Here is a 14,551-nt window from a genome sequence, read left to right on the forward strand (position 1 = left end):
CTAAAGCTCGTCCACCTCGGCGTACGCGCGTCCGCCCGACAGCTTCGCGTACCCGGGCCCACGGTCGAAGAAGCGGTCGCCCGGAGGGCGCAGGCGGGCGCGGAGCTCGGCGGTGCCCTGCTCGTCGATGCGGTCGCCGTCGAGCACCACGCCGTAGTCGCCCAGCGCGCCCGCGATCGACACCTTCCCGTCCCGCACGTCGGCGGCCACCGCCCGGGGGTCGCGGTCGTACGGGGAGCCCCAGCCGCCGCCCCCGGTCGTACGGATGCGGATCAGCTCACCGGCCTGCACCGGATGGTCGTCGACCAGGCCCTCCATCTCCTTGCCCGCGATCTCCACCCGGAACGGCCGCCCCGCGAGGCCGCCGTTGACGCCCCAGCAGGACAGGATCGAGCGGTCGGCGATCGACATGTAGGAGGCGTCCCTGAGCATCCTGATGTGCTTGTCGTAGCCCAGCCCGCCCCTGAACATGCCGGGCCCGCCGGAGTCGCAGGCCAGTGCCAGCCGCTCCACCCGGAACGGCCAGCGCGCCTCGGCGAACTCCACCGGGATGTTGCGCGAGTCGGGCACCACGTGGATGGTGTCCTCGCCGTCGGCGTACCAGCGCCCGCCCGAGCCGCCGCCCAGGACCTCGCGCATCAGGTACGGCTGGTCGTCGGCGTCCGTGCCGTACACGCCGGTGTAGCGGATGGTCTCCTGGTCGGCCGGCATGCGGCCGTTCGTGGCCTTGGCCAGCACGCCGGCGAGCACGCCGAGCAGGCGCAGGATGACGAACGTGCGGGCGTTCGTGGGGGCCGGGAAGACCGGGGTGAGCAGGGTGCCCTTCTCCGGGAAGACCATCTTGATGAGAGGCACGACGCCCTCGTTGACGTCCAGCTCGGCCATCCGCTCGGGCGTGTCGGCCAGGTTGCGCAGCACCGGGGCCAGCCACTTCTTCAGGAAGACGCCGTCGGCGTAGTCGCCCGCGTGGTTGATCGGCCCCTTGGCCTGCGGCGACGTGCCGGTGAAGTCGATCGTGAGCGGGGAGTCGGCGGCGTGGTCGACCGTGAGCGTGATCCGCTGGGCGTGCAGGCGGGGCTCGTCCACGCCGTCGTGCTCGGCGTAGTCCTCCCACACGTACGTCCCCTCGGGGATCTTGGCCAGCAGCTCCCTGCGGAACGTCTCGGTGGTCTTGGAGATGATCGCGTCGAAGCACTCCTCGACGGCCTGCCTGCCGTACCGGTCGAACAGCTCGCCCAGCCGCCGCGCTCCCATCAGGCAGGCCGAGCACTCGGCGTCGAGGTCGCCGGCCAGCGAGTCGGGCATGCGGGAGTTGCGGGTCATGATGCGCAGCGCGGCCTCGTTCGGCACGCCCTGGTCCCACAGCTTGATCGGCGGCACCATCAGGCCCTCTTCGAACACCGACCGGGCGTGCGAGGGCATGGAGCCGGGCACGGAGCCGCCGATGTCGTCGTGGTGGCCGAACGCCTGCACGAACGCCACGACGGCGCCCTCGTGGAAGACGGGCACGGTCACGCACAGGTCGGGCAGGTGGCCGATGCCGCCCTCGGAGAGGTAGACGTCGTTGTGGAAGTACACGTCGCCGGGCTTCATCGTCTCGACCGGGAAGTCGCGCACCACCGGCTGGACGAGCGCGCTGTAGGAGCGGCCGGTGAGCTTGCGCAGCCGTACGTCGTGGATGCCCGCGCGGAAGTCGTGCGCGTCGCGGATCATCGGCGAGCGGGCCGTGCGGGCGATGGCCGTCTCGACCTCCTTCTCGACGGACGCCAGCGTGCCCTCGACGATCTCCACCAAGATCGGATCAGTCACGGCGGACCTCCACATTTCCGTACTCGTCCACCTTCGCGGTGAAGCCTGGGTGGATCGGGATCGTCGAGCCGTACTCCTCGATCACAGCCGGCCCGGTGACCGTGGCGCCGGGGCCGAGGGCGGAGCGCTGGTGGATCGCGGTGTCGCGGGTCTCGTCGAAATGCACGGGACGCACCGAGGTGGCGCCCTCGCCGGCCTTGTCCAGGCGGCGGATGGCCGGGCGGGTGATGGGGCCGATGCCGGAGACGCGCAGGTTCACCCATTCGACGCCGTGGCGGGGGTCGTCCCGGTACGCGTACCCGTACAGCTTCTCGTGGGCCGCGTGGAAGCGGTCGACCACCTCGGCCTGCCAGTCCTCGTCGATCTCACCCGCCGGGGCCGGCACCCGCACCTCGTACGCCTGGCCGTAGTAGCGCAGGTCGGCGCTGCGCAGGTAGACCGGGTCGTCGAAGCCCTCGCGGTCGAGCGCCTCGCCCGCCTGATGCTCCAGGTCGTGGAAGATCTCGACGGCCTTGCCGAGCGAGAGGTCGCGGGTGACGTACGTACGGACGTAGTCGTTCTTGACGTCCACCGTCAGCAACCCGAACGCTGAAACGTTCCCGGGGTCGCGCGGGACGATCACGGCCGGCAGGCCGAGGATGTCGATCAGCCGGCACGCCAGCAGCGGCCCGGACCCGCCGAACGTCACCAGCGGGAAGTCACGCACGTCCAGCCCGCGCTTGACGGTGAGCTGCCTGATCGCGTTGCTCTGGTTGAACGCGCTGATCTCCAGGATGCCCGTCGCGGTGCGCTCGGGGGTGAGCCCCAGCTTGTCGGCCAGCGCCTCGATGCCGCCGCGCGCGGCGTCGGCGTCCAGCGGGATCTCGCCGCCGAGCAGGTGGGGCGGGATCCGGCCGAGGAACACGTGCGCGTCGGTGACCGTCACCTCCGTCCCGCCCCTGCCGTAGCAGATGGGGCCGGGGTCGGCGCCCGCGGACCTGGGGCCGACCTTGAGCGTGCCCTCGGGCGAGATCCACGCGATCGAGCCGCCGCCCGCGCCGACGGTGATGATGTCGATCATCGGGATCTTGCACGGGTAGCGGCCCACGGAGCCCTCGGTGGTGATCGAGGGCTCGCCGTCGATCACCACGGCCACGTCGGTCGAGGTGCCGCCGCCGTCCAGCGTGATCACCGACGGGTGCCCCGCCGTGGAGGCGATGAGCGCCGCGCCGAGCGCGCCCGCCGCCGGGCCCGACAGGACGGTGGTGATCGGCTGGTTGACGACCTCGCGGGCCGACAGGATGCCGCCGTTGGACTTCATGACGGAGAACGGCTTGCCGAGCCGGTTGGACAGGCTCGCGATGTAGCCGCGCATGGCGGGCTTGACGGCGGCGTCCACCAGCGTGGTGACCGAGCGCTCGTACTCGCGGTACTCGCGCAGCACGTCGCTCGACAGCGAGATCACCGCCTCCGGGTGCTCGCGCCACAGCACCTCGCGCATGCGGCGCTCGTGCTCGGGGTTGGCGTAGGAGTGCAGGAAGCAGACGCCGATCGCGTTGATCCCCTTGGCCCGGAACCAGCGGGCCACCTCCACGGCCTGCTCCTCCGAGAACGGCCACACCTCCTGCCCCAGGTGATCGAGCCGCCCCCCGACGGTCTTCACCAGGTGCACGGGAACGATCCTGGGCGGTTTGACCCAGAAGTAGGAGTTGCCGTAGCCGTCGGGCACGCTCTGCCTGGCGATCTCCAGGACGTACTCGAAACCTTCGGTCGTGATGAACCCGAGGTTGGAGATCCGGTCCTCGAGCAGTTGGTTCGTGGCCACCGTGGTGCCGTGGACGATCGACCCGATGTCGGTCGCGCCGAGCTTCTCGATGCCCGCGACGAACCCGTCCGCCGGGTCGGCGGGCGTCGACGGGGTCTTGGTCGTGAGGATCTCACCGGTCTCCTCGTCCACCGCGACCACGTCGGTGAAGGTTCCTCCGGTGTCCACTCCGATACGCACGCTACGCATGGCTCCTCAGCTCGGTGACCACTGTTCTTCCTGCGAACTCCAGAGGAGAAATGTCCCACGAGGTCATGGAACAAGCCAAGCCACTAAGCTGGCCCCCCGTGACTGAACTGTCTGCCTTGTCTGCCGTGCCGTCTGGCGCCCGGGATGCCGTGCTCAAGTTTTACTTCGGCCCCATGGACTGCGGGAAGTCCACGTTGGCACTCCAGATGAATTACAACCACGGACGCCAGGGTAGGCGTGGTCTGGTGCTGACCAAGCACGACCGCTCCGGCGGCCCCAAGATCACCAGCCGGATCGGCCTCGGCCTGGAGGCCATCGAGGTGGAGGACTCCCTCGACATCGTGGAATTGGTCACCTCCCACGACCGCATCGACTTCCTCATCTGCGACGAGGCCTGCTTCTACACCGTCCCGCAGATCGAGCAGCTCGCGGACCTGGTGGACGAGCACTGCGTGGACGTCTACGCGTTCGGGCTGGCCTCGGACTTCCGCTCGGTGATGTTCCCGGCGGCGCAGCGGCTGTTCGAGCTGGCGGACGAGGTGTGCCGGCTGCAGGTCGAGGTGCTGTGCTGGTGCGGCCGTCCCGGGCAGCTCAACGCCAGGGTGGTGGGCGGGGTCATGGCGCGTACGGGCGAGCAGGTCGTGATCGGCGACACCGACGCCTCGCCGGTGCGCTACCAGGTGCTCTGCCGCCGCCACCACCGCTCCGGCCGGCTCGGCGAGGGCGAGGGCCAGGGCGAGGGCCAGGGCCGGAGCGTCCTCACACCAGGCGGTCCAGCAGGTCTCTGAACAGCCGCCGATCCTCCTCCGGCAGGTCCGCCAGGAACTCCTCCTCCGCCACGCCCACGGCGCGGGTGGCCGCCTCCAGGACCTCGCGCCCGTGGCCGGTCAGCTCCACCATGTTCTTGCGCCGGTCGGCGGGATGCGGCCGGCGCCCGACGAGCTTCTTGCGCTCCAGGCCGTCCAGCAGCGCGACCATCGTCGTCCGGTCGATGCCCAGGCGCTGGGCGGCCTCCAGCTGGGAGAGCGGCTCCGGCGTGCGGAGCACCGACATGACCCCGAACTCCCGCCCGTCGATCTCGTACGGCTCCAGCGCCGGCCCCGTCAGCTCCCCCAGGCGCAGGTTGGCGTGCTTGAGCAGATAACCGAGGCGACGTCGCGACACGCCTCGATTGTCACACAACCCTTTCGCCGGGCGGCTATCCGGCGGCCAGCTCCTCCAGGCGGTAGGGAAGGTACGCCGAGTCGTCCACGAGCGCCGAGGCGCCCCGCCACCACCCGAACCACTCCCCGCTCCGCCACATCCAGTCCACGCGTTCGATGGCGGCCACCACGTCGCCGACCGTCTGCCACCGCTCGCCGAGCTGCTCCCGGGTGGCGCCGTGCCGCACCGCCCAGGCCCGCAGGACTCCCCCGGCGGCGGCCGGAACCTCGCGGGCGTACGGGTCGGGGTCCTCGCCGGGCAGCCGGTGCGGCCCCAGCCCGGCCGCCACCCCCCAGCTCCACTGCGCCTCGGCGGGCCGGGAGTAACGCAGGGAGTGGAAGTCGAGGTTGGACCCGAGATCCTCGTCGGGCCTGCGGGTGACGACCGCGTCGAGCCGCCCGCCGGCGTCGAAGTGAACGACCAGCCGCTGCCCCGGCTTCACCCCGGGCGGCAGCCGGAAGCGGTCCTCGGCATGCCACGAGTTGAGATCGACCTCGGCGACGGGCCGGCCCCACAGCTGGTCGGCGGCGTCGTCGGAGATCCAGGCGGCCAGCATCTCCAGCGCGGTCAGATCGGTCCAGGGCTCGATCGCGACCGCCGTGCGCACCACCTCGTCGGGGGCCGGCAGCTTGCCGCCCCTGGGCCGGATCCACCACTCCTCGCCCAGCTCGCGGGTGCCCACGAGCAGCGCGGCGATGGCGGCCAGCTCGGCCGAGCGCCGGGTGAGCGAGGCTCCGAGCGCGAGCTCCAGCGTCCGCTCGGTCCGCTCGTCCCCGAGCACCGGGCGCACGTCGACGATCAAGGTCTCGGCTGTGGGGCGCTCGTCGCCCAGCAGGTTGCGAACGACTCTCCTGGCTTCGGTTCGTGCGTCTTCCGCGTGTGCCTGCCGCATACCAGCCACGCTACGCCTGGAGATCCTTTTCCGCGAGAGCCCTCATGGGCGCCGGGAGGCCCGTCCGATGAGCCAGCCCACCGCGACGCCGGTGAGCGCGATGCCCGCCCCCATCCCGAACGACGCCAGCATCACCCACGGCCGCGTCTGCGTGTGCGGTCTGGGGGCCCGCCCGTACACGGCGCCGCCCGCCGGGCTCACCGCTTCCGCCTCGGCGGGCACCTGCGCGCCGGCGGGAACGGCCGCCGCGCACAGGTGATCCTCCACGGCCGCGAAGAACTCCCCCGCCGTCCGCTTGGCCACCGACCCCAGCATGCGCTGCCCGACCCCGCCGATCATCCCGCCGATCACCGCGTCGGCGTCGTAGTCGACCCGGGTCCCGTCCTCGACCTCGCTCAGCCGCACCACGACGGTGGCGTCCACCGTCCCGGGCGCGCCCTGCCCGCGCGCCTTGAGCGTGAAGCTCTCGGGCGCCAGCGGGTCGGTGAGCGACACCTCCCCCTGGTAGACGCCCTTGATGGACGCGACGCCCGCGTTCACGGTCATCCGGTACGTGTCCGGCCCGGTCTCCTCAAGGCACTCGCATCCCGGAATGGTGCTCGCCAGCACCGCCGGATCCTGGAGCGCAGCCCACACCCGATCCCTCTGAACGCCGATCACGGCAGTACCCGCCACCTTCATGTCGCCACTCTAAGCAGCCGGGACCAGGTGGATAAGGGCAACACCTGCCAGAGGAAGACAAGACTTGAGGATCATGCCTGGCAAGATGGGGCCCCATGCGCGCGTTGAAGATCATGCCCCGTCCGGCCGCCGTCGCCTGCGTGCTGGCCCTCGTCGCCGCGTGCACCCCCGCCGAGACCGCGAGCGTCCGCCGGCCCGGCACCACCTCCGCGCCGAGTTCCCCGTCCGCACGGCCCAAGGCCACCCGGCACGGCCCGCCGGGCGAGCAGCCGCGCACGGGCGAGGTGCGCCCGGTCGGGCGCGCCGGCGACCTGCCGCCCGTGATCAGCTCGATCCCCACCAAGCGCAAGGTCGTCTTCCTGACCATCGACGACGGCTGGGAGCAGGATCCGGGCTTCGTCAAGCAGGTACGCGACCAGCACATCCCCATCACCGCCTTCGCCATGCGCGACGCCGTGGAGGCCAAGGGCACCCCGGACCCGGCCGGCGGCCCAGGGAAATACGTAGGTGCTGGTAAATGGGGATATTTCCGGCAGCTCCGCAACGCCGACGTCGCCATCGAGAACCACACCCTCACCCACCCCAACCTCCGCCTGCTCTCCCGGGACGCCCAGCGCCGCGAGATCTGCGGCTCCTCCCAGGTCATCAGGAAGGAGCTGGGCGCCAGGCCCACGCTGTTCAGGCCCCCGTTCGGCAACTACAACACCGACACGCTCAGGGCCGCCAAGAGCTGCGGCATCGAGGCGGTCCTCCTCTGGACGGCCACCGTCCAGCCGGGCGGCAAGATCGCCTACCAGGTGCCCGACAAGCGCCTGCGCCCGGGCGACATCCTGCTCCTCCACTTCCGTCCCAACCTGGCCGGGGACTTCCGCGTCCTGGTCAACAAGATCAAGCGCCGCGGATTCGAGCTGGGCAACCTCCAGGCGTACCTGGCCGCCATGACCGTCGACCGGTAGGCGTACCCCTGAATCACCCCGGCGGCGGACGCGCCGGGGCCCGCCCGCACGGGATCCTCGATGCGGCAACAACCAACGGGGAGCGATGTGACCAAGCTCGCATCGCGTTGCTCTACGAGCTGTAGTACTACTTCAAGTAGATAAACTACACGCTGTAGAGCTCAGGGAGTCGGCGGGGAGATGGACGCACTTGACCTGGCACGGTGGCAGTTCGGGGTGACCACCGTGTACCACTTTCTGTTCGTGCCCTTGACCATCGGTCTGGGGATCTTCGTGGCGGGCCTGCAGACGGCCTGGCACCGGACAGGGAAAGAGCACTACCTGAAGCTCACGAAGTTCTTCGGGAAGCTGTTCCTGATCAACTTCGCCATGGGCGTGGTCACCGGCATCGTGCAGGAGTTCCAGTTCGGGATGAACTGGAGTGAATACTCAACGTTCGTCGGCGACGTCTTCGGAGCGCCGCTGGCCATGGAGGCGCTGCTGGCCTTCTTCATGGAGTCCACGTTCCTGGGGCTGTGGATCTTCGGATGGGACCGGCTGCCGAAGAAGGCGCACCTGGCGTGCATCTGGGCGGCCGCCATCGGGTCCAACCTGTCGGCGTATTTCATCCTCGCGGCCAACGCCTGGATGAAGCACCCCGTCGGCTACGAGGTCGTGGACGGCAGGGCCAGGATGACCGACCTGTGGGCCGTGCTGACCAACTCCACGGCGGTGGCCCAGGTGCCCCATGTGATCGGGGCGGCGTTCATCGTGGCGGGCGGCTTCGTCCTGGCCGTGAGCGGCTACTGGCTGCTCAGGACGCGCGCCCCGATGTGGCGCAGCGCGGCCCGCGCCGCCCTCGTCATGACGGCCCTCGCGGGCGCCGTCGTCGCGGGCACCGGCGACATGTCGGCCAGGCTGATGTACGAGCAGCAGCCCATGAAGCTGGCCTCCGCCGAGGGCCTGGAGCGCGACACGGCCGGCGCGGCGTTCTCCCTCGTCCCGGGCGTCGAGATCCCCAAGGTCCTCAGCTTCCTGTCCGCCCACGACCCGAACGCCACCGTCCAGGGCACCGAGGACCTGCAGCGCCGCTTCGAGCAGCAGTTCGGCCCGGGCGACTACCGGCCGAACGAGCCGGTCGTGTTCTGGTCGTTCCGGGTGATGATGGGGTTCGGGATGGCCACGGTGGGCCTGTCGGTGCTGGGCCTCTGGCTGACCCGGCGCAGGCGTGAGTTCCCGAGATGGCTGTCGCGGGCGATGCTCCTGGCGGTGCCGCTGCCGCTGCTCTCGGTGATCGCCGGGTGGCTGCTGAGCGAGATCGGCCGCCAGCCGTGGACGGTCGCGGGCGAGCTGCTCACCGCCTCCAGCGTGTCGCCGGGGGTGAGCCTGGCCGAGGTGGCCACGTCCCTGACGATCTTCACACTCCTGTACGGCGCGCTCGCCGTGGCCGAGGTCGTCCTGCTGACCAGGCATGTCCGCAAGGGCGTCGAGGAGCAGGCGCCCACCCCCGCCGCCGCCGAGCGGCGCGAGCCGTCGCTGATGTACTGAGGGAGCAGACAATGATCGAGTTGTGGTTCGTCATCATCGCCTTCCTCTGGACGGGCTACTTCGTGCTGGAGGGCTTCGACTTCGGCGTCGGCATGCTGGCCCCGCTGGTCAGCCGCAATCCCGGCGAGCAACGGCAGAGCCTGCAGACCATCGGCCCGGTGTGGGACGGCAACGAGGTGTGGCTGATCACCGCCGTCGGCGCCATGTTCGCCGCGTTCCCCGCCTGGTACGCGGGGGTGTTCAGCTCGTTCTACCTGCCGGTGACGCTCGTCCTGGTCGGCCTGATCGTGCGCGGCGTCGGCCTGGAGTGGCGCGGCAAGGTGAACGACCCGCGCTGGTGCGACCTGGGCATCGTGGTGGGCAGCGCGCTCCCCGCGTTCCTGTGGGGGGCGGTCTTCGCCGACCTGGTGTTCGACAGCGTGCCGGCCGCCCTGCTGGGAGGCGCGTTCACGCTGGCGGTGTGCGCCCTGCACGGCGCCGTCTTCCTGGCGCTCAAGACCACCGGCCCGGTACGCCGCCGCGCCCGCGTCGTGGCGATGGCCGCCAGCGGCGTGGCCGTCCCGGTGGCCGTGGCCGCGCTGTCGAGCCTGGGCACGTTCCCCGCGCTGGCCGCCATGGCGGCGCTGGCGGCGGCCACGGCGCTGATCTGGCGCCGCCGCGAGGGCTGGGCCTTCGCGGCCACGGCGGGGGCGATCGTGCTGTCGACCCTGGCGGTCTTCATGGAGCTGCGCCTGCGCCCGTTCCCCGGCCTGACGCTGGCGGAGGCGGCCTCCGGGCCCTACACGCTGACGATGCTGAGCTGGATCGGCCTGATCACGCTCCCGTTCGTGCTGGTCTACCAGGGGTGGACGTACTGGGTGTTCAGGAAGCGGGTCCGGGTGGAGGGCACCCTCCTCACGCACGGCTAGGTGACAGGGGCGCCGCCGAGGTAGAGGCGGCCGAGGCGGGGGTCGGCGGCCAACTCGCGGGCGGGGCCGGAGATGTGGACACGGCCGAGGTCGAGCACGCAGCCGACGTCGGCCATCTCCAGCGCCCGGCGCGCGTTCTGCTCCACCAGCAGCACGGCGACACCCGTACGGCGCATCAGGTCGATCTGGTCGAAGACCACCTGCGTGTTACGCGGGTCGAGCCCCATCGACGGCTCGTCCAGCAGCACCACGGAAGGCTCCAGCATGAGCGCCCGCGCGAACTCCACCTGCTTCTGCTGTCCGCCCGACAGCAGCCCGGCCATGCTCCCCCACCGCTCGCCCACCACGGGGAACAGCTCCTTGACCGCCTCCATCCGGGCCTGGAGCTTCGCGGAGTCGCGCACGGTGAAGCCGCCGAGCCGCACGTTCTCGGCCACGGTCATCTCGCGGAACACGCTGTGCCCCTGCAGCACGTGGGCGAGCCCGCGCCCGAGCAGGCGCTGCGGCGACAGGCCCGTCACGTCCTGGCCGGCCAGCAGGACCCGCCCCGACCGGGGCGCGAGCAGCCCGCTGGCGACCTTGAGCGCGGTGGACTTGCCCGCGCCGTTCGGCCCCACCAGGCAGACCACCTCGCCGGCGCGCACGGTGACGGTCAGGCCGCGCAGCACCGGCGCCGCCCTGCCGTAGCCTGCCTCGACGTCTTCCAGCGCCAGGATGGTCTCAGACACCGAGGTACGCCTCCAGCACGCGCGGGTCGTCCCGCACCTCGGCGGGCGGGCCCGCCGCGATCGGCGCTCCCCGGTCGAAGACGATCACGTGGTCGCACATGCCCATCACCATGTCCATGTTGTGCTCGACGACGAGGAACGTACGGCCCTCCGCGTTGAGGTCGCGTACGAGCGAGACGATCCGGTCGATCAGCGCCGGGTTGACCCCGCCCGCCGGCTCGTCCAGCAGCACCAGCTCGGGCTCGGCCATGAGGACGGCGGCCAGCTCCAGCAGCTTCTGCTGGCCGTAGGACAGGTCGCGGGCCTCGGCGTCCTCCAGGTGCTCGATGCCCATGCGCCGCAGCCAGTGCCGGGCCCGCTCGACCTCGCCCTGGTCCCGCAGCCCGGCCAGCAGCTCGCGCAGGCGGGTGCGGCGGACGGCGACCAGCATGTTCTCCAGCACGGTCAGGCGCGGGAAGACGCGGCAGAGCTGGAAGGTGCGGCCGATGCCGGCGTGCGCGATGCGGTGCGGCGAGTGGCGGGTGATGTCGCGGTCGCGGTAGAGCACCCGGCCGGAGTCCGGCTTGATCATGCCGGTGACGATGTTGAAGAACGTGGTCTTGCCGGAGCCGTTGGGTCCGATCAGGCCGTTGATCCTCCCCTCCTGGAGCTCGACGCTCGCGCCGTCCACGGCGAGCACCCCGCCGAACGACTTGGTCAGCCCCTCGGTGCGCAACGAGGTCATCGGGCTGCCCCCTGGAGGCGTTGTTCGGCCGTCTCGTCCGGGATGGAGGGCCCGGCGCGCCTCCTGGTGAGCCGGGCGAGGATGCCGTCCGGCATGAACAGCACGACCAGCACGAGCAGCAGGCCCGTCGCGGTCAGGTGGATCTGCGTCTCGCCCAGCGCGATCAGGAAGTACTCGCCCGCCGGGGCCACGATGAGCGCCCCGAGCAGCGGCCCGAACAGGTGCCTGACCCCGCCGAGCAGGCTCATCAGCACCATGTACGACCCGATGAGGATGGAGAAGACGAAGATCGGGTCGAGGCTGCCGAACCAGACCGCGTAGAGCCCTCCGGCGAGCGACACGAACAGGGCCGACAGGGCGAAGGCCGTCACCTTGTACGCCCCCGTCGGCACCCCCAGGGACTCGGCCTTGTCCTCGTCCTCCCTGATCGCCCGCAGGCCGGCGCCGAACCGGGAGCGCGAGACGTACCACCAGGACAGCAGCGCGAGCCCGAGCAGCGCCAGGAACAGGTAGAAGAACACGATGTGCGTCTGCCCCCGGTGCAGGTCGGGGAAGGGAGAGGGGACCTGCAGGCCGGTGGAGCCGCCGGTGAGCGAGCGCCAGCCCTGCACGACGAGGTTCATCATCGACACGAGCGCGATCGACACGATCACGAACGACGCGCCGCGCACCCGCACGGCCGCGACGCCGACGAACACGGCGAACGCCGTCACGGCGACGGCCGACACCAGCAGGGCCGCGACCCACGGCACGCCCAGGCGCACGATCAGCAGGCCGGTCCCGTACGCGCCGAGGCCGAAGAACGCCGAGTGGCCGAGGGAGACGTATCCGGTGAAACCGCCCAGCAGGTTCCAGGACGTGGACATGGCCGCGTACATGACGGTCAGCGCGCCCGCGTACACGAGGTAGTAGTTGGGGACCAGCCACGGATAGGCCAGCGCCAGGCAGGCGACCAGCAGCGGGATCCCTCTAGAAGCGATGCGCAAGCCGGCCTCCGAAGAACCCCTGGGGGCGCGCGAGCAGCGTCAGGAAGAGGAAGACGTAGAACATCATCGTGGCCCAGGTGGCGTCCACGGTCACCAGCACGAGGCCCTCGACCACGCCGAGCAGGACGGCCGCCAGCGCCGCGCCGATCACGCTCCCCAGCCCTCCGACCACGATGATGGCCATGAGCTTGCCGATCCACACCCAGTGCGAGGCGGGGAAGAACGGCGTGATGAGCGCGAGCACGGTGCCGCCGACGGCCGCGGTGGCGAGGCCGACGCCGAAGCCGTACCCGGCGACCCGCTCGGTCTGGACGCCGACCAGCCGGGCCGCCTCCCGGTGCTGGATGGTGGCCCGCAGCGCCTGCCCGAACCGGCTCCTCACCAGCACCGCGAACAGCACCGCGAGGGTGAGCGCCGCGACGAAGAACGCGATGATCTTGTCGTACGGGAGGTGCACGCCGCCGATCGTCAGCGACTTGGTCGCGTACTCCATGCTGACCGACTTGTAGGACCCGGTGTAGATCGTCCCGAGCAGCCCCTCGATCGCCAGCGCGATCCCGAACGTCAGCAGCACCGACATCATCGCCAGGTTGTCCGGCGCCAGCCGCGCGACGAGCAGCCGCTGCACCGCCACGCCCAGCGCGAAGAAGAGCGGCACGGTGACGGGCAGCGCCAGGAACGGGTCCACGCCGAACGTCGTGTGCACGGTGTAGGTCAGATAGGCGGCCAGGAACAGGAACGCGGGGTGGGCCACCATGACCACCCGCATCACCCCGAAGTACAGCGACAGGCCGGAGGCCAGCAGCGCGTAGAGGCCTCCGGTCAGCACGCCCAGGGCCAGCCCCTGCAGGAGCAGGCTCACCATGGTTTCTTCGGGTAGACGAGGTCGGCCGTCTTGGCCTGCTCGGGGAGCACGATCTCGACCTTTCCGCCGACGTACTGCTGGATCATGTGGGCCTGTTCGGGCCTGCCCTGGTCGTCGAAGGAGAGCTTGCCCACGACCGTGTCGAACGTGCCCTGCCTGATGTGGTCGGCCAGCTTGTCCTGGCACTCCTTGGTGGCGTCGACGCACTTGGCGGCGTTCACGGCGGCCTCGACGACCTGGCCGACGGTGAAGCCGTTGGCGGTGTCCTCGTTCGCCTCGCCGTTGAACATCTCCTTGTGGCGTTTGATCATCTCCTGGTTGCCGGTGAAGGTGGCCGTGGCCGACCAGCCGACGGGCGAGATGATGCTCTCGGCCGCCCCCTTCACCGCGGCGGGGAACTCCGGCTCCGTCGGACCCGTCGAGAACGCCGCCAGCTTGGGCTGCACCTTCAGCTCCTGCAGCGCCCGCACCAGGCCCACGGAGTCCTCGAACTGCGTGCCGCCCACCACGATGTCCGGCTTGGCCGCGGCGATCTTGGCGGCGATGGGCGAGAAGTCGGTGGTCTCGGGCGGGTAGACCTCGTCCACGACCGTCTTGATCCCGGCCGCGGCCAGCTTGTCCCGCAGCCCGTACGCGGTGCCCTGCGCGAACGGGTCGTCCAGGCTCGCGTACGCCGCCGTCTTCGGCCGCTTGTCGGCCGGCAGCTTGATGATGTAGTCGGCCAGGTAGTTGTAGTGGTCGCTCGCGATCGCCGGCGCCGCGTAGAACAGCCGCTTGAAGCCCTGCTCGAAGACCTCCTTGGCGGCCCCGGCCGGCTCCACGAACAGCATGTTGTACGACTCCGCGACCTTCGCCGCGGGGATCACCAGCCGCGACGAGAACGGTCCGAAGACCAGGTTGACCTTGTCCTGCGTGATGAGCGACTCGTAGTCGGAGCTGACCCGGTTGGGGTCGGAGGCGTCGTCGCGGAAGATCAGCTCGACCTTCCTGCCCAGCAGGCCGCCCTTGGCGTTCACCCGGTCGGCCCAGACCTGGTAACCGTCCTTGATGCCGTTGCCGGGCTCGGCGAAGTCGCCCGTGAGCGGAAGGGAGATGCCGATCTTGACCGGACCCTGCTGCTGTCCCGCCGGCTGAGCCGTCCCCGGCTCGTCGGTCTTGGCGCAGGCGGTCAGGGCCAAAGCGCACATCGAAGTGATCGTCAGGCTCTTGAGAACTCTTGCCATCGAGGAAATCCCCCGTCAGAAGAGGCGCCACGAAAGCGCTTACGTAAGCGCTTTCG

Annotated in this window: 14 protein-coding genes; 4 read left to right on the plus strand and 10 right to left on the minus strand. The window is 70.5% G+C overall.

The window, feature by feature from the left end; all coding sequences use genetic code 11:
• Positions 1-1,809 carry a hydantoinase B/oxoprolinase family protein gene (locus AB0L65_RS01795; protein ID WP_364239423.1) on the minus strand — a complete coding sequence of 603 codons (1,809 nt, stop codon included), beginning with the start codon at positions 1,807-1,809 and terminating at the stop codon, positions 1-3.
• Entirely contained in the window at positions 1,802-3,802 is a 2,001-nt protein-coding gene (locus AB0L65_RS01800) for a hydantoinase/oxoprolinase family protein (protein ID WP_364239424.1), read from the minus strand. The genes AB0L65_RS01795 and AB0L65_RS01800 overlap by 8 nt, the downstream gene beginning before the upstream one ends.
• Positions 3,803-3,867: 65 nt before the next feature.
• On the opposite strand from AB0L65_RS01800, the gene AB0L65_RS01805 reads away from it, so the two are divergent.
• Complete coding sequence (locus AB0L65_RS01805) at positions 3,868-4,590, plus strand: thymidine kinase (protein WP_364239715.1); 723 nt, start codon at positions 3,868-3,870, stop codon at positions 4,588-4,590.
• On the opposite strand, the gene AB0L65_RS01810 is transcribed toward AB0L65_RS01805, so the two are convergent.
• Genes AB0L65_RS01810 through AB0L65_RS01820 form a run of 3 tightly spaced genes read right to left on the minus strand, consistent with a single transcriptional unit; the run spans position 4,562 to position 6,557 of the window.
• Complete coding sequence (locus tag AB0L65_RS01810) at positions 4,562-4,966, minus strand: MarR family transcriptional regulator (RefSeq protein WP_350722579.1); 405 nt, start codon at positions 4,964-4,966, stop codon at positions 4,562-4,564. The genes AB0L65_RS01805 and AB0L65_RS01810 overlap by 29 nt on opposite strands.
• 34 nt (positions 4,967-5,000) lie before the next feature.
• Positions 5,001-5,897: a hypothetical protein gene (locus AB0L65_RS01815; protein ID WP_364239426.1), complete on the minus strand. Its 897-nt coding sequence runs from the start codon at positions 5,895-5,897 to the stop codon at positions 5,001-5,003.
• A gap of 42 nt (positions 5,898-5,939) precedes the next feature.
• Positions 5,940-6,557 carry a carbon monoxide dehydrogenase subunit G gene (locus tag AB0L65_RS01820; RefSeq protein ID WP_364239427.1) on the minus strand — a complete coding sequence of 206 codons (618 nt, stop codon included), beginning with the start codon at positions 6,555-6,557 and terminating at the stop codon, positions 5,940-5,942.
• Between the two features lie 116 nt (positions 6,558-6,673).
• On the opposite strand from AB0L65_RS01820, the gene AB0L65_RS01825 reads away from it, so the two are divergent.
• The 3 genes from AB0L65_RS01825 (at position 6,674) to cydB (ending at position 9,969) form a co-directional block, all read left to right on the plus strand.
• Positions 6,674-7,534 (plus strand): polysaccharide deacetylase family protein, encoded by an 861-nt coding sequence (locus AB0L65_RS01825; RefSeq protein ID WP_364239429.1) that lies wholly within the window; start codon positions 6,674-6,676, stop codon positions 7,532-7,534.
• A 180-nt stretch (positions 7,535-7,714) separates the two neighbouring features.
• A complete protein-coding gene (locus tag AB0L65_RS01830) occupies positions 7,715-9,061 on the plus strand; it encodes a cytochrome ubiquinol oxidase subunit I (RefSeq protein WP_364239431.1) in 1,347 nt (448 codons plus the stop codon).
• A gap of 11 nt (positions 9,062-9,072) precedes the next feature.
• Entirely contained in the window at positions 9,073-9,969 is an 897-nt protein-coding gene (gene cydB / locus AB0L65_RS01835) for a cytochrome d ubiquinol oxidase subunit II (protein ID WP_364239433.1), read from the plus strand.
• Here cydB and AB0L65_RS01840 read toward each other — a convergent pair.
• Genes AB0L65_RS01840 through AB0L65_RS01860 form a run of 5 tightly spaced genes read right to left on the minus strand, consistent with a single transcriptional unit; the run spans position 9,966 to position 14,495 of the window.
• Positions 9,966-10,697: an ABC transporter ATP-binding protein gene (locus AB0L65_RS01840; protein WP_364239435.1), complete on the minus strand. Its 732-nt coding sequence runs from the start codon at positions 10,695-10,697 to the stop codon at positions 9,966-9,968. The two genes, cydB and AB0L65_RS01840, sit on opposite strands and share 4 nt — an antisense overlap.
• The gene (locus AB0L65_RS01845; RefSeq protein WP_364239437.1) at positions 10,690-11,421 is read right to left on the minus strand and encodes an ABC transporter ATP-binding protein; all 732 of its coding nucleotides are present in this window, start codon (positions 11,419-11,421) and stop codon (positions 10,690-10,692) included. Before AB0L65_RS01845 ends, AB0L65_RS01840 begins: the two co-directional genes overlap by 8 nt.
• Positions 11,418-12,407, minus strand: a complete 990-nt coding sequence (locus AB0L65_RS01850; protein ID WP_364239439.1) for a branched-chain amino acid ABC transporter permease — start codon at positions 12,405-12,407, stop codon at positions 11,418-11,420. Before AB0L65_RS01850 ends, AB0L65_RS01845 begins: the two co-directional genes overlap by 4 nt.
• A complete protein-coding gene (locus AB0L65_RS01855; RefSeq protein WP_364239441.1) occupies positions 12,391-13,272 on the minus strand; it encodes a branched-chain amino acid ABC transporter permease in 882 nt (293 codons plus the stop codon). The genes AB0L65_RS01850 and AB0L65_RS01855 overlap by 17 nt, the downstream gene beginning before the upstream one ends.
• Positions 13,266-14,495, minus strand: coding sequence for an amino acid ABC transporter substrate-binding protein (locus AB0L65_RS01860; RefSeq protein WP_350722598.1), 1,230 nt, complete (start codon positions 14,493-14,495; stop codon positions 13,266-13,268). Before AB0L65_RS01860 ends, AB0L65_RS01855 begins: the two co-directional genes overlap by 7 nt.
• Positions 14,496-14,551 lie beyond the last annotated feature (56 nt).

This window comes from Nonomuraea sp. NPDC052116 (assembly GCF_040680035.1).
Classification (GTDB): domain Bacteria; phylum Actinomycetota; class Actinomycetes; order Streptosporangiales; family Streptosporangiaceae; genus Nonomuraea; species Nonomuraea angiospora_A.